14 protein-coding genes are annotated in these 22,260 nt (G+C 45.7%); 6 read left to right on the top strand and 8 right to left on the bottom strand.

What is annotated here, in order from left to right; all coding sequences use genetic code 11:
* Window positions 1–122: 122 nt before the first annotated feature.
* Window positions 123–2,729, bottom strand: coding sequence for a GIY-YIG nuclease family protein (locus DC094_RS11975; RefSeq protein ID WP_116687346.1), 2,607 nt, complete (start codon window positions 2,727–2,729; stop codon window positions 123–125).
* A gap of 352 nt (window positions 2,730–3,081) precedes the next feature.
* Between DC094_RS11975 and prpB the strand changes: the two genes are divergently transcribed.
* From prpB to prpF, 4 genes are all read left to right on the top strand, one after another.
* Window positions 3,082–3,978: a methylisocitrate lyase gene (gene prpB / locus DC094_RS11970; protein WP_116687345.1), complete on the top strand. Its 897-nt coding sequence runs from the start codon at window positions 3,082–3,084 to the stop codon at window positions 3,976–3,978.
* Window positions 3,979–4,015: 37 nt separating this feature from the next.
* Window positions 4,016–5,155, top strand: coding sequence for a bifunctional 2-methylcitrate synthase/citrate synthase (gene prpC, locus DC094_RS11965; protein ID WP_116687344.1), 1,140 nt, complete (start codon window positions 4,016–4,018; stop codon window positions 5,153–5,155).
* A gap of 194 nt (window positions 5,156–5,349) precedes the next feature.
* Complete coding sequence (gene acnD, locus DC094_RS11960; protein ID WP_116687343.1) at window positions 5,350–7,956, top strand: Fe/S-dependent 2-methylisocitrate dehydratase AcnD; 2,607 nt, start codon at window positions 5,350–5,352, stop codon at window positions 7,954–7,956.
* Window positions 7,957–8,149: 193 nt separating this feature from the next.
* Window positions 8,150–9,319, top strand: a complete 1,170-nt coding sequence (gene prpF / locus DC094_RS11955) for a 2-methylaconitate cis-trans isomerase PrpF (protein ID WP_116687342.1) — start codon at window positions 8,150–8,152, stop codon at window positions 9,317–9,319.
* 123 nt (window positions 9,320–9,442) lie between these two features.
* Here the strand turns inward: prpF and ppsR are convergent, their stop codons facing one another.
* Window positions 9,443–10,267, bottom strand: a complete 825-nt coding sequence (gene ppsR, locus DC094_RS11950; RefSeq protein ID WP_116687439.1) for a posphoenolpyruvate synthetase regulatory kinase/phosphorylase PpsR — start codon at window positions 10,265–10,267, stop codon at window positions 9,443–9,445.
* A 340-nt stretch (window positions 10,268–10,607) separates the two neighbouring features.
* Between ppsR and ppsA the strand changes: the two genes are divergently transcribed.
* The gene (ppsA, locus tag DC094_RS11945) at window positions 10,608–12,998 is read left to right on the top strand and encodes a phosphoenolpyruvate synthase (RefSeq protein ID WP_116687341.1); all 2,391 of its coding nucleotides are present in this window, start codon (window positions 10,608–10,610) and stop codon (window positions 12,996–12,998) included.
* Window positions 12,999–13,338: 340 nt separating this feature from the next.
* Here the strand turns inward: ppsA and DC094_RS11940 are convergent, their stop codons facing one another.
* The 5 genes from DC094_RS11940 to DC094_RS11920 form a co-directional block, all read right to left on the bottom strand.
* Window positions 13,339–13,605, bottom strand: a complete 267-nt coding sequence (locus DC094_RS11940; protein ID WP_116687340.1) for a hypothetical protein — start codon at window positions 13,603–13,605, stop codon at window positions 13,339–13,341.
* Between the two features lie 240 nt (window positions 13,606–13,845).
* Complete coding sequence (locus DC094_RS11935; protein ID WP_116687339.1) at window positions 13,846–14,028, bottom strand: hypothetical protein; 183 nt, start codon at window positions 14,026–14,028, stop codon at window positions 13,846–13,848.
* Between the two features lie 237 nt (window positions 14,029–14,265).
* Window positions 14,266–16,794 carry a pyruvate dehydrogenase (acetyl-transferring), homodimeric type gene (aceE, locus tag DC094_RS11930; RefSeq protein ID WP_116687338.1) on the bottom strand — a complete coding sequence of 843 codons (2,529 nt, stop codon included), beginning with the start codon at window positions 16,792–16,794 and terminating at the stop codon, window positions 14,266–14,268.
* Window positions 16,795–17,169: 375 nt separating this feature from the next.
* A complete protein-coding gene (gene xthA / locus DC094_RS11925; protein ID WP_116687337.1) occupies window positions 17,170–17,985 on the bottom strand; it encodes an exodeoxyribonuclease III in 816 nt (271 codons plus the stop codon).
* 94 nt (window positions 17,986–18,079) lie between these two features.
* Entirely contained in the window at window positions 18,080–18,736 is a 657-nt protein-coding gene (locus DC094_RS11920) for a hypothetical protein (RefSeq protein WP_116687336.1), read from the bottom strand.
* An 80-nt stretch (window positions 18,737–18,816) separates the two neighbouring features.
* Here DC094_RS11920 and dinG point away from each other — a divergent pair, with 80 nt between their 5' ends.
* Entirely contained in the window at window positions 18,817–20,928 is a 2,112-nt protein-coding gene (dinG, locus tag DC094_RS11915; protein WP_116687335.1) for an ATP-dependent DNA helicase DinG, read from the top strand.
* A gap of 83 nt (window positions 20,929–21,011) precedes the next feature.
* Here dinG and DC094_RS11910 read toward each other — a convergent pair whose 3' ends face one another.
* Window positions 21,012–22,103 carry an RICIN domain-containing protein gene (locus DC094_RS11910; protein WP_133245534.1) on the bottom strand — a complete coding sequence of 364 codons (1,092 nt, stop codon included), beginning with the start codon at window positions 22,101–22,103 and terminating at the stop codon, window positions 21,012–21,014.
* Window positions 22,104–22,260 lie beyond the last annotated feature (157 nt).

The raw sequence follows: 22,260 nt of genomic DNA, 5'->3' as shown, positions 1-22,260 counted from the left end.
AGTTTCCATAGTTGGGAAAGCGGAAAGGTAGCAAAGAAAATATATTATCAATCACTTAATTACGCCTATAAAAAAACCCGGCAATCACCGGGTTTTTTATCGATCAAGAGAAAAGTAAAAAACTAATTTCTTCCGCCAAACCCTCGCGCACGATTACCTAATCCTGAAAGGATTTTCTGCATTTCGCTGGAGTGTCCATCTTCAGTTTTTTCAGCTTTTTTGCTGCCAATATTTGCGCTGTTGTTGCCGCCAAATAAACCGCTGCCAGAAATATTGATCGCATCTGGCGTGATTGCAGTCGGTGCTTTTTCAACAGGTTTTTTCTTTGCTGCTGCGGTTTTGCTTGCAGCGGGCTTTTTAACTTTTCCTGCGCTCTTTCGGGCGTCAATTCGAGCTAATATCGCATGCATCTCTTCAGATTCTTTTGATATTCTACTTTGCTTTTCTTGCTCAACCCGTTGTTTTTCCAAAGAAAGCATTTCTTTAATCCGACGATTTCTCGCAGATTTGCTTTCGACTTTTGCAGGCGATCGTTTGTTAGTCGGGCTGCTTTGCTTAACGGCGTTAGCCTCAAGCAAGGCTTGCTGTGCTTTTGTCGCTTGGGCGATAAATTCATCAGCTGCTTGCATATGAGAGCGTGCTGCCGCTGGCGTATTAGCAATTAATGGTTGGGCAGCCATTAAGCTGGTTTTAGTTTCTGTTGCAGCAAGTTCGCTGTTGCTAGCTACTTCAGGAGTTGCAACAACTTGGCTCTGCAAGCCTTGGTTTTCTGCTTCAACTTCTGCCGCGGCAGCGATAAGCATTGCTTTGATAGAAGCGGCTTGCTGTGTGCTTTGTAGTGCCTCTCTTTCAGACGCTACTGCATCATCGCGGTTACTTTCAGCCGTTTGATGCATTTTTGTTTGGTCGTCAGCCTGGTTGTTAGCAACGACGGCTAGATCGTCAACTATTTTTTTTTCCGCTGTTTCAGTGTTAGCTACTGGCGCTAAAGTTTGTTCTACCACGGCTGCTGGTTGGCTAGCTTCGGCTGCAGGCTCAACGGGGGCAGGCTGATTTCGCTCGGTATCCAGTTCAGCAGCCGCTGCGGCTAACATGGCTTTAATGGCTTTAGCCTGACGATTCTCTCGATCTTTTTCGCAAACGGTTTGCGCTTTTGCCACGCGCTCAGCTTCCAATTCAGCTGCCGCCGCCAGCAACATGGCTTTAATGGCATCCTTGTTGCTGGCAACTTTGCGTGTGATTTCATCGTCAGAGGTGGCAGTACTACGGTCGACAGATTGAGCTGTTGCTGCCGTGCTTTTGGCTGTAGCTGCCGCGCAGTGGTTCGCATGCTCAACTTCAACTGCGGCTGACTCAGCAATTTGCTCAGGCGACACCAGTTCAGTCAACGGATGAGGCTTGGCTGGCTGACGGTGTGTTTGTTCGACTGCAGTATTGCTAGCCAACACCTGCGGGTCTAAAGTGACGCCACTGGTGATTGCTGCTTCAAAAGCGGTTACTTCAACAGTTGTTGTCTCTGCTTTTACTTCAGGCTTAGCAGGTTTTCTGCGCAAGCTAATGTCAGCCAGCAGGGCTTTCATTGTGTCAGCTTGACTGCTTTGTAGTTCTTTCTTTTGTGCTTCTGATTGACGTTTCTTTTCCGCCATCATCAGTTTGATGCGTTTTTGCTTCTCTTCCTTGGACAAACCATCGGGAATCGACATTGCTGCTGGCTGAGCCGTTGCTTCGGTGTTGGCAGCGGCAATTGCTGCAGCACTTTCAGTCTTTTTCTTGCTAGCAGCTTTCTTACGCGGCTGGTTACATTTTTTCATCGAATTGGCTTTGGTGTGAATTCGAGCCAAAACTTTTTTCATTTCATCTGCTGCGGCTTTTTCTTTTGCCGCACGCGTCAGGATCAAGCGATCGCGCTGCGCTTCATCTTTTATATCTTCGATATTAGTTTTTGGTGCTGCGGCAGCTTCTTTGCGCGTTTTTTGCAGTTTATTCTTCAATAGCTCGCGGCTAGTGCTGCGGTTAGCGTGACGAACTAACCCTGGGCCTGCTGGCAATGTTCGAGTAATCCCACGAACTGCACCAGATCGAATCTCAGTCGCTGTGGTGTGCTTGGCCGATGTATCTTCTGGCTCTGCAACAGTTTCAGGTTCAGGTTCATTGGGCTCGCTAACAGCAGCTACTTCGGCGGCAATTGATGGCACTGGAGTGATCGCAGGGGCAGCAATGGGCTCGGGCCTAGTAAATTCGTTAGCAGTCGGCTGAGCGATAGCTGTTTTGGCCGGTTGGCTGACCGAACTCAGACCTAGCTCACTTTCTGGTTGAGCTGCCGTTGGCAGCGCAACTTTTTTGCGTCGCAACTGGGGCGGCTGTTCTTTTTCAACGTCAATGATGTCGCGAAACAATGCGCGGACATCATCGGATACCGGCTTGCTTCTTCTAGCAGGTGCATCGGATTCCGCTTTGAGACGATAGCCTTTGAGACTACGAGCGTCCGGCGTATCTTCTAAAGCTTCACGTTCCAATTCACGCAATTCAGATGAGGTGTCGGCACAGCCCCACTCATCTGCTTCAAAAGCGTCTTCACCGTGGATGCGGATTTCTTTATACAACGGAAAATCCAAGCCATTGTTAGCGGCGTTAACCAGTCTGGCCCAGATTTGCTCGACATCGTCTTCACGGGAAGAGCCGAAATAAATTTGTCCGGTTTGGGTATTGGTAATTTTGTAGACGATCAATTGAACAGACCCACACTCAAATCGTAATAAGCTGTCAGAAAAAGTAATCTACTCTGACGGCGAAAAGTGCGGGATTATACCTACCTGAGCGCTTAAGGAAATAGCCATAACAACCAACGTTGAGCACCATCAATTGGGATGCAGAACTCGTCGTCAAAGTCAATCAAACTAAGGTGTAAATGCAGCCAAGCTGCATTGGTCAGATAATGAACAGCCCAATTTGGGAAATGGATGTTGCGGCTGTTATGATGCGCAGCACAAATGCGACAAATAACAACAAAAAGTCGCAAAACAAGTATTAGAAAACAATCTAATGCAAACAATAACTTATTTGCTGCCCAGGGGTGCCAATATGTCCCGTAGCCTTTCTCCAGGTGCTATTTTTCGAAAAGCACTGACCGAAAATAATCCACTGCAAATTGTGGGTACGATTAATGCTTATTCAGCGACCATGGCGCAAAAAATTGGTCATCAAGCAATTTATTTATCTGGTGCCGGTGTTGCAAATGCTTCTTACGGATTACCTGATTTAGCGATAACCAGTCTAAATGATGTGCTAGAAGACGTCCGCCGAATTACAGCAGCCAGTCAGTTACCTCTGCTAGTCGATATCGATACCGGTTGGGGTGGTGCATTTAATATTTCACGAACTGTTCAAGAAATGATCAAAGCCGGTGCCGCGGCAGTTCATATGGAAGATCAGGTATCTCAAAAGCGGTGTGGCCATCGGCCGAATAAAGAAATTGTTTCTACACAAGAGATGCAAGATCGTATTCGCGCTGCTGTTGATGCCCGAACAGACCCTGATTTTTTTATTATGGCCCGTACCGATGCTTTGGCTCAGGAAGGGTTGGCTGCAGCGATTGAGCGAGCAAAGCAATATATAGCAGCAGGTGCCGATGGCATTTTTGCTGAAGCGGTAACCCAACTCGATCAATATCAAGCATTTCGTGATGCGCTTGGCCCAGATGTGCCGCTGTTGGCGAATATTACCGAATTTGGCCAAACCGAATTATTTAATAAAAAACAGTTAGCCGATGTCGGTGTAGATATGGTGTTGTACCCACTTTCTGCATTCAGAGCGATGAATCGTGCAGCAGAAAATGTTTATAGCAGCATATTAAGTGAGGGTGACCAAAAGCAGGTGGTCGATAGCATGCAAACCCGAAGCGAGCTCTATGACTATCTTGGTTATCACCATTATGAAGATAAGTTAGATAAATTATTCGCTGAACAAAAACAAAAATAATTACAGCATTGAAAAAATATAACTGGAGGTTGTCCCAATGGAGAAGAAACCAGTAGAGAAGGCCTTAACCGGAGCAGGCTTGCGTGGTCAAGTCGCCGGTGAAACCGCCTTATGTACCGTAGGAAAATCAGGTTCAGGTCTGACTTATCGCGGGTATGACATAAGTGAGTTGGCCGAAAAAGCTGCGTTCGAAGAAGTGTCCTGGTTACTGCAGTACGGAAGTTTGCCGACAGCCAAGCAGTTAGCTGAATATAACGCCCGTTTAAAATCAATGCGTGGCTTACCCCAAGCATTGAAAACTGTTTTACAGCAGATTCCTGCTTCCGCACATCCAATGGATGTGATGCGAACGGGTTGTTCAATGCTCGGTAATTTAGAACAAGAAGCTGATTTTTCTCAGCAAGACCATGCCATTGAAAGAATGCTGGCGGTTTTTCCATCGATTATTTGTTACTGGTATCGCTTCAGCCACGACGGCGTTGAAATTGAAACCGAAACCGATGATGAAACAATCGGCGGCCACTTCCTGCATATGCTGACCGGCGAGCAGCCATCTGAACTGCATGCTCAAGTAATGAGCGCTTCGCTGATTTTATATGCGGAACACGAATTCAATGCGTCTACTTTCACGGCGCGCGTCTCGGCATCTACATTGACCGATATTCACTCTGCGGTTACCGGTGCGATTGGAACCTTACGTGGCCCATTGCATGGTGGTGCTAACGAAGCTGCGATGGAAATGATCGAGCAATGGTCATCACCCGATGAAGCTGAACGTGAAATTATGGGCCGGTTGCAGCGTAAAGATAAAATCATGGGCTTTGGTCATGCGATTTATCGCACCAACGATCCACGTAGCGCGATTATCCAGCAATGGTCAAAGTTATTGGCAGAGCAAGTCGGTGACACCACTTTATTCCCGGTTTCTGAGCGGGTTGACCAGGTGATGTGGCGTGAGAAAAAATTATTTCCCAATGCCGATTTCTATCATGCCAGCGCTTATCATTTTATGGGCATTCCTACTAAATTGTTCACGCCAATCTTTGTTATGTCGCGGGTTACCGGTTGGACTGCACATATAAAAGAGCAGCGGGCTAATAATCGGATTATTCGTCCTAGTGCTGAATATACCGGGCCAGATAGCGCCGATTGGATTGCAATTGAAGATCGCGGTTAATTATTGAATTAATAATGGGAGCTTGTGCTCCCATTTTCATTTATGGCGATTGTGGCTCAAATGGGTTTTCGCCGTTATGTATATAGGTTTGATAAGCCGAAGGCGCAGTCAAGCAGCAGTTAGCACTGAGTTGATCAATGTCTGATTTCGCTAGCACCCATCAAACCTACGCATAGATAAAAAAAAGGTTGTGTATGAATAGCGCATACCGCAAGCCACTTGCTGGCACCACACTGGAATATTTTGATAGTCGACAGGCCATTGAAGATATTCAGCCCGGTAGTTTCGACAAGCTCTCTTATACCGCAAAAATTTTGGCAGAAAATCTGGTGCGTCGTTGCCAGCCAGAAAATCTGACCGATGCCTTAAAACAAATTATCTACCAAAAGCGCGATTTGGATTTCCCATGGTATCCGGCCCGCGTGGTTTGCCATGACATTCTTGGGCAAACCGCACTGGTTGATTTAGCCGGTTTGCGTGATGCAATTGCCGAGCAGGGCGGTGATCCGGCGCAAGTGAACCCGGTGGTACCAACTCAGCTGATTGTTGATCATTCGCTGGCGGTTGAGCATGGCGGATCTGACCCGGGCGCTTTTGATAAAAACCGTGCCATAGAAGATCGACGTAATGAAGATCGGTTTCATTTTATTGAATGGACCAAAACCGCATTTAAAAATGTCGATGTCATTCCCGCCGGCAACGGCATCATGCATCAGATTAATTTAGAGAAAATGTCACCGGTTATTCAGGCCAACCAAGGCATTGCTTTTCCCGATACTTGCGTCGGCACCGACAGCCATACGCCGCATGTTGACGCACTGGGCGTTATCGCAATTGGCGTGGGTGGCCTAGAAGCTGAAACCGTCATGTTGGGCCGACCATCGATGATGCGATTGCCCGATATCATAGGTGTTGAACTGACCGGTCAGCGCCAACCTGGCATTACCGCTACCGATATTGTGCTGGCGATTACCGAGTTTTTGCGAGGGCAGAAGGTTGTTTCTAGTTATCTGGAGTTTTTCGGTGAAGGTGCAGCAAAACTGACCATTGGTGATCGAGCGACGATTTCTAATATGACGCCAGAATTTGGCGCATCGGCTGGTATGTTTTATATCGACCAGCAAACAATTGATTACTTAAAACTTACCGGACGCGAACCCGAGCAAGTAGCATTGGTTGAGCACTACGCAAAAACCACCGGGTTGTGGGCTGACAGTTTAAAAAATGCGCAATATGAGCGAAAGCTGACTTTTGATTTATCCAGTGTCTGCCGAAACATGGCTGGACCGTCTAACCCCCATCGACGTTTACCGACTTCCGAATTGGTCAATCGCGGTATCGCGGTCGATCTAGACAAAGCGCAAGCCGAAGAAGCAGACGGAAAAATGCCCGATGGTGCGGTGATTATTGCGGCGATCACCAGCTGTACCAACACCAGTAATCCTCGCAATGTGGTGGCGGCTGCGTTGGTGGCAAAAAAAGCCAATCAATTAGGCTTGATCAGCAAACCTTGGGTGAAAACTTCTTTTGCGCCAGGTTCAAAAGTGGCCCAACTTTATTTAGAAAAATCGGGGCTATTGCCTGAACTGGAAAAACTGGGTTTCGGTATTGTCGGTTTTGCCTGCACGACGTGTAATGGCATGAGCGGCGCATTGGATCCAAAAATCCAGCAAGAAATCATCGAGCGCGATCTTTATTCCACTGCAGTGCTTTCTGGTAATCGCAATTTCGATGGCAGAATTCATCCCTACGCCAAGCAAGCTTTCCTCGCTTCGCCGCCGCTAGTAGTGGCCTATGCAATTGCTGGCACTATCCGGTTTGATATTGAAAAAGATATTTTGGGTTACGACCAACAAAATAACCCGATTACCTTGAAAACCATTTGGCCAACTGACGAAGAAATTGACGCGATCGTGGCAGAAAGCGTCACACCTGAGCAGTTCAAACAAATTTATATCCCGATGTTTGATTTAGGCACCATAGAGCAAGCAGAAAGTCCGCTCTATGATTGGCGCGAAACTAGTACCTATATTCGCCGGCCTCCTTATTGGGAAGGCGCACTAGCGGGTAAAAGAGATTTAAAAGGTATGCGGCCGCTAGCCGTGCTGGGCGATAACATCACCACCGATCATTTATCGCCTTCCAATGCCATTTTGCTTGATAGCGCCGCCGGTGCCTATCTCGATAAAATGGGTTTGCCCGAGGAAGACTTTAATTCCTACGCCACCCACCGCGGTGATCATTTAACCGCCCAGCGAGCAACTTTTGCCAATCCGAAATTGCTCAATGAGATGGTTCGAGATACTGGCGGTGAAATAAAGCAAGGTTCGCTGGCTCGAATTGAACCGGAAGGCAACGAGAGCCGAATGTGGGAAGCAATTGAAACCTATATGCAGCGCAAACAGCCATTAATCATTGTTGCAGGTGCCGATTATGGCCAAGGATCTTCTCGAGATTGGGCGGCAAAGGGTGTTCGGCTAGCGGGTGTTGAGGCAATTGTTGCCGAAGGTTTTGAACGAATTCATCGTACCAACTTGGTGGGTATGGGCGTGATGCCGCTGCAATTTAAAGCGGGTGAAACTCGCCACACCTACCAAATTGATGGAACCGAAACCTTCGACGTACAGGGTGAGTTAACGCCGGGGGCTGAAATGATTCTGATCATTCGCCGAACCAATAATCAAACGCTTGAGGTGCCAGTAACCTGTCGCTTAGATACCGCAGAAGAAGTTTCGGTATATGAAGCAGGCGGTGTATTGCAGCGTTTCGCCAAGGATTTTTTGGCGGAAAATGTAGCGTAATTTAATTGCTATTTGTTGGGTGCCGTCATCCCGAGTAGGGATGACGGCACCCAGTTGCCATGGATGGTAAGGTCAAAATAATAAAGTTGGAGTTGGCGGCTTTAACTTCTCTGTTTCTGGGTCCCCGCTAATCTCTGGCGAGAATGACCAAGGGTTTCAGCAAAGCTATCTGTTGCACAAAAAGGATAAAAAAATGTCATTCGCACCACAGATAAAAATCCCGGCAACCTATATTCGTGGCGGCACCAGCAAAGGTGTATTTTTCTCGCTTGGAGATTTGCCGCCAGCGGCGCAGGTTGCAGGTGAAGCTCGTGATAATTTGTTGTTACGGGTGATTGGCAGCCCAGACCCTTACGGCAAGCAAACCGACGGCATGGGTGGCGCAACATCTAGCACTAGCAAAACGGTGATCGTTAGTAAAAGCCAGCAAGCCGATCACGATGTCGATTATCTATTTGGCCAGGTTGCAATTGATAAAGCCTTTGTCGATTGGAGTGGCAATTGCGGTAATTTATCGGCAGCAGTCGGTGCGTTTGCAATTGAACAAGGCTTGGTTGATCCATCACGAATTCCAGTCAATGGGTGGGCAACGGTTAGAATTTTTCAGGTCAATATTCAAAAAACCATCATTGCCCATGTGCAGATTAGCAACGGCCAAGTGCAAGAAACCGGTAGCTTTGAATTAGACGGGGTCACTTTCCCTGCGGCGGAAATCAAGGTTGAATTTCTCGATCCTTCCGATAGTGTCGGCAGTATGTTTCCCACCGGCAATTTAGTTGATCAGCTAGAGGTTCCCGGTGTTGGCAGCTTGCAAGCGACCATGATTAACGCCGGAATCCCAACGATTTTCATTGAAGCTAAAGCGATTGGCTATAACGGAACCGAGTTACAGGATCAAATTAACAATGATCCCAAAGCGCTTGAAATGTTTGAAACTATTCGAGCGCACGGTGCGCTTAAAATGGGTTTAATTGAAAATATTGAACAAGCTGCACAAAGGCAACATACGCCCAAAGTCGCTTTTGTTGGCCAGCCATTGGATTACACCAGCTCCAGTGGAAAAAATATTCAACCCACCGACATAGACCTGTTGGTTCGAGCGCTTTCAATGGGCAAACTACACCACGCCATGATGGGCACTGCCGCAGTTGCAATTGCTACCGCCGCCGCAATTCCGGGCACTTTGGTGAATGCCGCAGCTGGTGGCAACGAACGTAGCCAAGTTTGTTTTGGTCATCCTTCCGGAACCCTGACCGTAGGTGCAGAGGCTGAACAACTGGATGGTCAATGGATTGCAAAAAAGGCGGTAATGAGCCGTAGTGCGCGAATTTTAATGGAAGGCTGGGTGCGGATTCCGATTTAATTAACGCCTAACCTTATGTTTTCGTAGGTTTGATAAGCCACAGGCGCAATCAGACACTTTGGGAGTGTACCGCCAGATGTCTGATTTCGTTGGAACTCATCAAACCTACGTTGTTGCGGTGTTTTAAGCCAAATGCCTTTGCACCCCGGATTCTTGAATAATTTTGGTGGCGAGCTCTTCGATGCTGCGCTGGGTGGTGGAAATATGCGGGATGCGTTCTCTCACAAATAACGCTTCTAGGTCACGCACTTCTTGGTAACAGGTATTTCTTGAGGAATAGCGGCTGTTGGCACGACGCTCGTTGCGAATGGCGTGCAGTCGTTCTGCTTCGATGGTCAAGCCAAACAGTTTGTTTCGATGGGGGCGAAGCTCTTTTGGCAAGGTGAGCTGGTCGGTATCGCTGAAATTATCTTCGGTAAAGGGGTAGTTAGCTGCTTTAAGACCAAACTGCATTGCTAGATAAAGGCAGGTTGGTGTTTTTCCGCTTCGAGATACTCCAACTAAAATAATGTCGGCTTTGTCGTAATCACGGACTCGGGCGCCGTCATCATTAGCCAGTGAATAGTTGATCGCTTCTATTCGTGTTTCGTATTGATGGCTGTCGGTTGCTGGATGGACTGCACCGACTTCGGCACTCGCCTCTAAACCCAGCGTATCTTCCAGTTGTCCTATAAAACTCCGAAAAAAATCGATGCTGACTGCGTTAGCAGTTGCGATAATTTCGCCAATTGTTCGATCGACTATAGTCGCGAAAACGATCGCTTGAGCGCCATCTCTTAAAGTAGCCTCATTGACTAGTCTGACAGCGTCTCGCGCCTTATCTGGGGTGTCTACAAATGGTAAGGTTACTTGTTCGAATTGCAGAGGAAACTGGGTCATTAGGCTGTGACCGAGCATTTCTGCGGTGATTCCTGTTCGATCGGAAATAATAAACGCTGTTCTGCCCATTTGTATTCCTGCCTGTGCAACTGTATGAAATTTGGGTAACATCCCGAGCCATTGGCGCCCAGCTTACTGAGTCAGTCATGACCTCACAAGTAACTTTTTGCTGCGAAGCGTTGCTACCAGTTGGTTTCGCATCAATTCATTACGAACTATGGCGATATTTGGGACTCTACATACCCAAGCATTTTAAGATGTGAGCTTCAGGGCTAGTGAACTGAAAACAACAATAACCTCGTTTTTTATAAAACCAGCGATAGATTGAGATTGAAGTAATTGCTTTTGACGTGATCGAACTGACTAAACATTTACTTTGAAAAACGGTTGCTTAATGGAGATCAGGACGTTGCACGAGTATATCCTTTGGTTCGAAGAGTTGGGCATGCAGGATGTTGACCGCGTAGGCGGTAAAAACGCATCTCTGGGCGAAATGATCAGTCAGCTTTCTGGCGTTGGTGTACGGGTCCCGGGTGGTTTTGCAACCACTGCACATGCTTATAGGGAATTTCTTGAGTCGGCAGGTCTGAACCAGTTGGTTCGTGACAAGCTAGAGACTTTGGATGTTGATGACGTTGCAGCATTGATGTCGGCAGGTAAGGAAATTCGACAGGCGATTATGGATGCACCGTTTACCGATGCATTGGATCAATCGCTGGAATCGGCTTATGCGCGTTTAGTTGAGCGTGAAGGCGATAATCTAGCGTTTGCGGTTCGTTCCTCGGCTACCGCAGAAGATTTACCGGATGCCAGCTTTGCGGGTCAGCAGGAAACTTTCCTCAATATTCAAGGGCTGGATAATATCCGCTATGCGATCAAGGAAGTGTTTGCTTCTTTGTTCAATGATCGGGCGATTTCCTATCGCGTTCACCAAGGCTTTGACCACTTTGAAGTGGCGTTGTCTGCCGGTGTCCAGCGAATGGTTCGCAGTGATATTGGCGCGTCCGGCGTGATGTTCACCATGGATACCGAGTCGGGTTTCCGTGATGCGGTGTTTGTTACTGCATCTTGGGGCTTGGGCGAAATGGTAGTTCAGGGTGCGGTTAATCCCGATGAATTCTATGTCAGTAAGCCTTGCTTGAATGCGGGCAAGCCTGCAATTTTGCGCCGGGTTATTGGCAGTAAATTAATTAAAATGATCTACGGTGAAGCCGCAGAGGCAGGTAAATCTGTCACCACGGTTGATGTCGCCGAAGCCGACCGCCAGCAATTCTGTATGACCGATGCTCAGGTCGAAGAATTAGCTAGAGTCGGTTTGATCATTGAAAACCATTACCAGCGCCCGATGGATATTGAATGGGGAATTGATGGTGTTGATGGCCATATTTATGTGTTGCAGGCGCGTCCTGAAACAGTAAAAAGCCGCGACAACGCCCAGGTAATGGAACGCTTCCGCATTGAAAGTAAGGGTGCTGAAGTGATTATTGAAGGCCGAGCCATTGGCCAGCGGATTGGTGCCGGTCCGGTTCGTTTGGTACGAGACATTGACCAGATGGATGATGTCCAGCCAGGTGATGTGCTGGTGACCGACATGACCGACCCAGATTGGGAGCCGGTGATGAAACGTGCTTCTGCCATTGTCACTAACAGGGGTGGACGTACTTGTCACGCAGCGATTATCGCGCGTGAATTAGGTATTCCCGCGGTGGTTGGTTGTGGTGACGCGACCAAACAGTTAAAAGCTGGCCAGCAGGTGACGGTTTCTTGTGCCGAAGGCGATACAGGCTTTATTTATGACGGTTTGTTGGACTTCAGCCTAGATAAAATCGATTTGCAACAAATGCCTGACTTACCTCTTAAGGTAATGATGAACGTGGGTAATCCGGACCGTGCTTTCAGTTTTGCTTCATTACCCAATGCGGGTATTGGTTTGGCGCGATTAGAATTTATTATCAACCGGATGATTGGTGTTCACCCGAAAGCGCTGTTGCAGTTCGATCGAATTTCTGCCGATTTGCAAAATGCGATTAAGCCGATGATGGCGGGTTATGCTGATCCAGTAACCTTCTATGTTGAACGTTTAGCAGAAGGTATTTCGACCTTGGCTGCAGCATTTGCCGATCAGAAAGTGATTGTGCGTATGTCTGACTTTAAGTCGAATGAATATGCCAATTTGGTCGGCGGCAAGTTATACGAGCCGGAAGAAGAAAACCCAATGCTCGGTTTCCGTGGTGCATCGCGTTATTTGTCTGCTGATTTCCGTGAATGTTTCGAGCTGGAATGTCGCGCATTGAAAAAAGTCCGTAACGAAATGGGCTTAACCAATGTCGAGATTATGATTCCGTTCGTGCGCAACCTAGATGAAGCGGCCGGTGTTATCGAATTACTGGAGCAGAATGGTCTTAAGCGCGGTGAAAATGGTCTGCGTGTGATCATGATGTGCGAATTGCCATCTAATGCCTTGCTGGCTGAAGAGTTCCTGGAATACTTCGATGGTTTCTCTATCGGCTCTAACGATTTAACTCAGTTAACACTGGGTCTGGATCGAGATTCAGGCATTATTGCTGACAAGTTTGATGAGCGAAATCCTGCGGTTAAAAAGCTGCTGGCAATGGCGATTCAAGCCTGCCGTAAAGCAAACAAATACGTCGGTATTTGTGGCCAGGGGCCGTCGGATCACCCCGATTTTGCCCAGTGGTTGGTGGAGCAGGGGATCGACAGCGTTTCTCTAAACCCTGACTCTGTGTTGGAAACTTGGTTGTACTTAGCAAAGCAAGGCGCTAACAGTTCAGCCGAGTAAATCAACGTCGGTTAAGCTAGTGCGGAATCATCTGTTCAAGCTTTAACTAAAAACAGCCGCAACAAGTTAACTTGTTGCGGCTGTTTTGTTTGGTGGGCAGCTCCATTACATCCCTGTAAATACCGCACCGGCATCCTGCCTCCATGCGAAATACATTACATCCCTGTAAATACCGCACCGGCATCCTGCCTCCATGCGAAATACATTACATCCCTGTAAATACCGCACCGGCATCCTGCCTCCATGCGAAATACATTACATCCCTGTAAATAAAAAAACCGCTGCAAACGGAAGGTTGCAACGGTTAATTGTTCTAGAAATGGTGCTCAGTTAGCAGTCGTTATTTACCCGTCCAGGTTTCAACAAGTGAGCCAATTGAGTCGTTAAGGATTTGGCTCAATACTTCTGTGCGTGCTTGGTATTCGGTTAAATGAGTGTTGGTTAGTGCGAATTGCTGGAGCTTTGAATTGAGATTCTCTTCTGTCAATAGTCCAAATTCTTTATGTTGCGCAGCGGTATTGGATATTAGATCTTTGAGATTCATCGGCATGGCCTCTTGTGAGCGATTGATCCAGAAATTGTCAAAATTTTGCGGCAAGTGCAGCATTAAAAAAGCAGCTGTAATCAGCTCATAACCAGATGATAAGGTGATTCGTTGTTACTTTTCAACTGTCTTAATTTTATTTTTACATGTTGTTACTTAACTGCATGTAATATACCGCTGAAGCGACTTGCAGTTGAATTTTATCGCTTCTGCAACAGCGCTCGCTTTTGCTTTTCAAGGCATTAAAAAAGGGTTCTATAAAAGAGCCCTTTTGGTATTAAATTTGTTTTATTGCAAGCAAATTCAGCTGGATAACTGATGGCGAATTCGTGATGGTAAAGGCAAGCAGCGGTCAACCAATACAGGGAACTCAATCGCACTCATTTGCTTGTTGCATTGGCTATAAAGATCTAGCCGCTGGCGATACATTTCCAAACGAGTCTGGTTGTTAACTTCTTGCGCTATTATTCTCGCTTTAACCTGCATGACCTTTTACCTCATACTAAACAAGCTAGTGGGATTAAGATTAGCCAGATCACAGATCCCTGCTGCCAACTACTTGGCATAAGCGAGGAGCAGTGGGTCACAAACTTTAAGTTATTAATAGATGAGTTTTTATAACTATTTGAAATTAGAAGTTCTTGCTTGGCAGATAGCTGACAAGTCGTTGCTAAATAAATTTATATCTCAATAGATAAAAGGTAACATTTGATCGCAAGTGCATCACCTTTGCGCTGGCTTCTGCCTTAAATTGTCGACTATTGATTTTGCATTAAGCCCAAGCCGCTCTCGCAATTGATCTCTTCCATCACACAATCCAAAATCATCTGCGCCGTAGGTTTGGCAGTTTTTAGGTAGCCAGGGGCGGATCATGTTTGGAATTGCTTGCATGTAATCACTCAATAGTATTATTTCGGCATCTTCTGGAAATAATGCCTTTAGCCAATTTGGCTGTTTGATCGTTTTATCTTTAAGGCTTCGATAAATTTGACTCCAGCTAGTAACGCTCCATACATTGACGCCTTGCAGCGTCTTTGATGCTTTGAGTGCCTGATTAACGATAGGACCACTGGCTAATAAATGAATATTTGATTCTGCATGTGATTCGATCTGATAAATTCCACGGATAATTTGCTGTTTGATTTGCTGGGTTAACAGTAAATCTGGCGCTGAGTATTTTTCGTTGTAAATGGTTAAGTAATACAAACAATCAGGCTGGTTTTCTCCCATCCGGCGAATGCCATCTTCAACAATGACTGCTAACTCATAACCAAAGGCAGGATCGTAAATATTTAAATTCGGGACTGTTTCAGCTAACAAGGGCGAATGGCCATCCTGATGTTGTAACCCTTCACCATTTAAAGTGGTTCTTCCAGCAGTGCCTCCAAGAAGAAAGCCTTGGCATAGCATGTCTGCACCCGACCAAATCATGTCGCCAACCCGTTGAAATCCGAACATTGAATAGAAAAAATAAAAAGGAACGCAGGCTATATTGTGCCGTGAATAAGCCGAGCCAGCAGCAAGAAATGAAGCCATAGCGCCGGTTTCACAAATGCCTTCTTGCAAGATTTGCCCATCAATAGATTCTTTATATGGAAGCAACGAACGATGGTCGACCGGAGTGTATTGCTGGCCTTGGGGTGAGTAAATGCCTGACTTTGCGAATAGCGCTTCCAATCCAAAAGTTCGCGCTTCATCTGGAACAATCGGCACAATGTTTTTTCCAATATGCTGATCTTTTATTAAGCAACCGAGCAATTTGACCATTTGAGCAGTGGTCGATGTTTCTCTAGACGGATCATTGTTGAGTTGCGATGGCAAATCAGCCACCGAAAACTTTTGTTGTGGCAGTTTTCTTTCTGGAATATAGCCGCCCAATCTTTTGCGACGATAATGTAAATATTGCATTACTGGGTCAGAATCAGCGGGCTTGTAAAAATCCGCTGCAATGATTTGCTGATCGCTTAAAGGAATGCCCAATTCACGAGCAATTCTTAGCCGTTCTTCAGGTTTTAACTGCTTTTTTTGATGGGCATTGTTTAGACCTTGCCCTGAGCTGCCAAGCCCCAGTCCTTTAACGGTTTTAACTAAAATAACCACTGGTTTGTCTTGGCTTTGCTGTGCTTTTTTATATGCAGCAAATAACTTTGAAGGATCTTGTCCGCCACGCCGAATTTGTTTTATTTCATCATCGCTCAGTGATTCCATTAATCCTTTTAGCTGGGGGTTATCACCGATCCATAATTCACGCTGCGCATTACCTGACAATGCAGAAAAAAACTGATAATCACCATCTCTTGCCTGCTCCATTCTTTGGCGTAATAACCCAGAATGGTCATTGTCTAATAGTGCGTCCCAGCCGCTACCCCAAATAACTTTAATTACTTCCCAGTCGCAGCCTAAAAAACTACGTTCAAGTTCTTGAATGATTTTTCCATTACCACGAACCGGTCCATCTAATCTTTGTAGATTGCAATTTACCACCAAAACTAAATTATTTAGTTGCTCTCTTGATGCCATGCGGATGCTGCCTAGCACTTCTGGCTCATCGCTTTCACCATCGCCGATAAAGCACCAAGTTTTACCGCCATCTTTTGCTTTTAATTGACGATTTTCCAAATAGCGCTCAAAGCGAGCCATGTAGATTGCAGTCGGAGTTGATAGCCCCATTGAGGCGCAAGGTATTGACCAAAATTCGGGCATTTGCCGTGGGTGCGGGTACGAACTTAAACCGCCAGATGGTTGTAATTGCCGACGAAAATCAAGTAGTTGCGCTTCACTCAATCGTCCTTCTACAAATGCCCTAGCATAAACACCCGGTGCAGCATGCGGCTGAAAAATAACGGTATCTCCACCATATTGTTCATTTTGGCACTGGAAAATATGATTAAGACCTACCTCCATCATGGTTGAAGCCGACAGGTAGGTTGATATATGACCACCCAACCCGAGCCCGCTATCGGCTGCTTTCAATACAATGGCGATAGAATTCCAGCGAATAATATTTTCTAGCTTGTGCTCTAGCTCTAGATCGCCAGGGTAGGGCGGCTGTTTTGAGTGAGGGATACTGTTTAGGTAGGGAGTTTGCAATATTGAGGCGGATTCTGAATCGCCTTGATCCAGCAGATGTTGCTGTAAGCGAAGAATTAACTGTCGAGTTAACTCTTTTCCGTGGTGTTTTTTGTAATCATCTAAGGCTTCCTGCCATTCAGTGAATTCATTTTCAAAATCAGAATGGTTTGATCCGCTCATAAAGTAAACTCTGCAACATTGTTTTTCCAGTGTAGCTGCATCAGGTGAATTTGCCGCTTTAGTATACTAATAAACCAATATCTTTACTGTCATATAACTCATTGTAAATAATGTTTTTTGGGGTTGTCTTGTAGGGAATTGCAGGAGTTGTCTTGGAAGAATTGTATAGCTGATTGTTTAACAGTCAGGGTCTTTGTATTAGTCGCTATATTTTTACCAATCACTGCAATAAAGCATATAAACCCGGGTATGCCTTAAGGCACACCTGGCTATGCAGTTAATTTCAATACTCAGACGTTGCTTTCAAGAGGCACTATCTTCTGTGAGCCCTTATGCAACAATTAGCATCGAGCAGCTGTTTTTGATTGGAAGTAGTTAGGGCTGATTTAACTCGAAATTAGTCCAAATAGGCGCGTGATCTGACGGTTTTTCCATTGCGCGATTATCGTAATCAATCCCTGACTCAGTCGCAGAGGGCGCCAGATTATTGCTTGCCAGTATCACATCAATTCTCAAGCCGCGTTTCGGCTCATCATCAAAGCCTTTGCTGCGATAATCAAACCAGCTGTATTTAATGGTGTCAGGCTCTAGCTGGCGGAAACTATCAACGAATCCCCAATCTAGTAAATTCTGTAGCCATTCCCTTTCTTCTGGTTGAAAACTACATTTGCCGGTTTTTAGCCAGCGCTTACGGTTAGGCTCACCAATTCCGATGTCATCATCAGTCGGTGAGATATTGATATCGCCCATCACAATGACATTTTGTTCAGGCTGATATTGCTCTAAATGAACCATTAAATCGGCATAGAACTTACGCTTTGCCGGAAATTTGGTTTCGTGCTTAATGCTATCGCCCTGAGGGAAGTAGCCATTAATTACAGTGACTACTTGGCCACCTACTTGAAAATCACAGCTAATTAAACGCTTTTGTGATTCTTCAGTGTCACTGGCAAAACCTTTTCTGACAGATAAAGGCTTTTGCTTGCTGAGAATAGCGACACCGTAATGGGTCTTTTGACCACAAAATTCGCTGTGATAACCCATCGCTTCAATCTGCTCGATAGGGAAATCATGATCCTGAACTTTGGTCTCCTGCAAGCCGATCACATCTGGCTGGTGGGTCTCGATTAGCGCTTGCAACTGGTGCATATGGGCGCGAACGCTATTGATATTGAATGAAAAGATTTTCACGGAAGGGATACCTATAAAGCAGTTCAATTGATTATTTATTAAAAGCGATGCTGCAGTAGCAGAAAGAGAGATTCAAGTTGTTTTTATGAAGAGGTTAAGTTGGCTCGAAAATAGACAATACTGCAACCGATAGTATTTTATCTAAATCTAAACCTATATCAACGCAGGATCTTGATTGTGCGAGAAAAAATGCTTCGCCAGCAAGTTCCATTGAAGTTTTTTTTCTAGTACTAGTAATTAGCCCGTTTTTTGCAATAGGCTGCCAAATGTCAACAATAAAAGATTCACCGCCCCAAGTGTGAGGCATGGTTATTGAGCTTGTTAGATTTCGGTTAACTAATAACCAGGTATGACGAGAACGCGAATCATTTATTATTTCAGCGTGCCCATAGCGAGCTATGCATTGGTGCGCCAGATACAAAGCCAAGCATGCTGCTGTATCACAAATGATGGGGGTAGATTTGTTGCGTTGTGAGCTTAAATAGATGCGTTCTCCTGTTTTCACCATTGTCGCTTCTGAAAAACTCATATCAGATTGTTTTAATTTTTTAGTGTCATGGCTTGCTGCGCAAGCATGCGCCAATGTTGCTTGTATGTGTAATGCTTCGGTCTTTGGGGAGGTGTTGTAGTCTGAAGCAACGGTAACACCTTCTTGGAAATTAGCGATTAGGAGCTTTGAAATGATACGGTTGATCGCAATTGTAAATTCATTTATAAAACGCTGTTTGGCGCTAATAACTGTAATATCCAAAAGTATTCCTTTACCTTAATAACTTCACCTCCCCTCTGATCTAGTAGAGAATCCCGGTAAGTTCCACTAGAATCCCCGCCATGCTGACAGATACATTGAAAAAGCAGATCCAGCACACTTACTCGGAACTGCTCAAAAACACCGGATTCAAACCACGCCAAGGCCAAAAGCAAATGGTAGCCACCATTGCTCGAACCGTCGGTGGGATTGGTTGTGATAGTAAAGGAAAACGACTAGGTGAAAATCACATATGCGTGATTGAAGCCGGCACAGGTACCGGAAAGACCTTAGGGTATTTGGTGGCGGGCTTGCCAATCGCAAAAGCGCGCAATAAAAAGCTTTTGGTTGCGACGGCAACGGTTGCGCTACAGGAGCAAATCCTCAATAAGGATTTGCCGCTGTTGCGGGAAAAAACCAGTGCAGTTTTTACCTATGCGCTGGCGAAAGGTCGTGGCCGTTATTTATGTCCATCTAATTTATATAAAACACTGGATCAGCAAATGGATCAGTCATCAATGGCTGATTTTTTTGGTTACTCCAGCGACCAACCTAGCGAATATAAATTACAGCGCTACCGCGAACTCCAAGAAACTTTTGAAGCCAAAGATTGGGATGGTGATAAAGATTCGCTAGAAAGACCGCTAGCAGATGCTGACTGGCGGCCGATTACCAGCGACCATCATCGTTGCTTGGGTCGTCGTTGTGGTTTTATTAAGCAGTGTCCATTTTTTCTGGCGCGTAATGAAGCTGAAGATGCCGATATTATTATCGCCAACCAGGATTTATTGCTGGCTGATTTGTCTTTAGGTGGCGGCATGATTTTGCCTGCGCCGGAAGATACGATTTATGTAATAGATGAAGCACACCATTTGCCAGATAAAACCTTGCAACATTTTGCTGGCAATCTAGGTGTTCGCCAAACACGAACTTGGTTAGATCAAGCGCAAAAGGGCTTGAGCAAAATGTTCAAAGACCTTGCCAGCCCAATCACCATGCAAGAGCGAATGCAGCAATTACCAGGGCAGGTTGATTTGCTGCGAGAAGGCTACCAAACCCTTTCCGATTATTTGCGCACTTTAGGCTGGCAAGATAGTAGCCCTAATGAACAAATTCGCTTTGCTCCAGATGTGCCAGAAGAATTGCAGCAGCTTTCTTTGGATATGAAACGTCGCCATGAATTGATTCATAAAATCTTCGAGCGGTGGCACAAAATTGTCGAAAGCTCACTGGAAGATGACGATGGTGATATGCCTCGTCAGCAGGCTGAAAACTGGTTGCCGCTAACGTCTATGTTGGTGATGCGAAATCAGGAAATTATTGGCTTGTGGCAGGGATATTTAACTAAAGATCCTGAAGGCAAGCCGCCGATGGCGCGTTGGGTTGCCCGCAGTGAGCAAGATGCCGATGAGTTGCGTTTAAATATCAGTCCGGTTTCTGCAGCTGAAAATTTAAGAATGACCCTTTGGTCTCAATGCTTTGGCGCGATTTTAACATCTGCTACTTTAACTGCGTTAGGTAAGTTTGATCGACTGATAAAGCGAAGTGGTTTGCCTTGGGAAGTACCGAGCATGGCAGTACCCAGCCCGTTTGATTATGCAGTGAATGGTGAACTGGTTTTGCCGCGAATGCAGTCAGAACCCAGCCGCCCTGAAGAACATACAAAAGAGATTGTTCAGATATTACCAAAGCTTTTGGATGATAAAGAAGCGACTTTGATGTTGTTTTCATCCCGGCGGCAAATGGAACAAGTGGCAGAGCAGTTGCCTGCTGACTGGAAAGATTTGTTATTGGTGCAAGGCAATACCAGTAAAGCGGAACTGCTAAAAAAACACCGGGATAGAATTGATCAAGGCAAAGGCAGTTTAATTTTTGGATTGGCCAGTTTTGCCGAAGGAATTGATTTAGCAGGCAACTATTTAAGCCATGTCGTAATCGCAAAAATTCCCTTTGCGGTGCCTGATGACCCAGTCGGCGCGACTTTGGCAGATTGGATAAGCAGCAATGGCGGCAAACCATTTTTTGACATCGCTCTACCTGATGCCAGCGTTAAGCTGATTCAGGCCAGCGGCCGATTATTGCGAAGTGAAGAAGACACCGGTCGAATTACTATGCTCGATCGACGTTTAACTTCTAAAGCCTATGGAAAGCAGCTGTTAAATAGTTTGCCGCCGTTTAAAAGAACGGTGCTTTAGTTAGCCAAAGTGATCTTCATTATGAAAAAGCCCGCACTTCGAGTTAAAAATTAACTAAGAGGTGCAGGCTTTTTTATTTGAGCCTATTGGGGGATATCCATTTGCGGGCTCTCTATCAGAAAATGCTGCCTTAAGTAATTAAACATAGTTGCAGAGCTTTTGGGGCTACGCTCACGTAATACCAGAAAAGTTTCAGAATCCATCGACAAGTCGGTTTCGGCTATTATATCTGGCACCAATATTCTGAGTTGAGTTTGCATTACCGGAACAATAAAAAAAGCCTGCACCGGATCGGAATAATCAAGAATATTTTCAATCGCAAATAATTGGCTATCTTTGTCGCTGCAAGCAGCTTGAACCAATGATGGATTGTCGCTTTCAATATTATAATCGAGGCAAAAGGTTGAAGGAGACAGATCATTATTGGCGATGCGGATTCGGTAGTAACCGGCGAATGGTTCAAAAGTAAAGCGTTTCTTTGTCGCCGCATCTGTTGCGCAGAGAATTTGCGAAGCAGGAACCTGACTTTGAGCATTTGGAACAGTTAAGCATAGAGCAGCATTCAATCGTGGTGAAATGGTGTAGTTCTTTGTTAAATCGAACTCATGATTTCTCAGCAAAGATCTTTGTGGGGAGCGTTCAAAAACAATTCTTTGCGCCAAGCTTTCTGTTGGGTTCTCTCTGATATTTGCTACGGCAGCCAGCCCTGCTTTATTGCTGCGAGTTCCATCTGCAGTGATTGTAGGGGCGGGGCCTTCGAAATTTGCTGCGAGCAAAAGCAGGCCACTGGGTGAGTTAAATTTAACCTGGAATTTTTGACCATCAACGCGCCACCAAGCACCACAAGTATACATGTTGACCCAAGGATCTCTTTCGTTGTAGTAGAAGCACTTGTTGGTATGCAATGATCGAATCATGAAATGATCAGGATCATCAAGCGGCTCAAATAGAAATTCTTGGCGTGGATTGTAAGCGAAAGAGCAGGGTTGGAAATATAGTCGACTCCAGTTAGCTTTGCTGTAACTGGCTGTTAAACAGCTTTTTTGGTTGTTGCTACCGAGTAAAACAATTCGATGGTGATCGTCCACTGAGTATGGGAAAAACTGGGCGACAGCTGACGATTGCGAAGAGAAAAGCAAGGTAAAAAGAAGAAGTAATGGACTAAGATAAAGCATTCTAAAGGCCTCTAAGGAAAAATATGAGCAGCATCCTTTGGCTTATTGGTCGTCCTTGGTGTCTCGTTTAACATCTTTGGCTAAGTGTTGTTTTTTAGCAGCTTGTGTTATCGATCAGTAGAGCTTAGTCGCAAACGTAATCATGTGAGAAATTATC

Source organism: Pelagibaculum spongiae (genome assembly GCF_003097315.1).
GTDB classification, from domain to species: Bacteria; Pseudomonadota; Gammaproteobacteria; order Enterobacterales; family Pelagibaculaceae; genus Pelagibaculum; species Pelagibaculum spongiae.
This window is presented reverse-complemented; position numbering and strand designations above follow the sequence as displayed.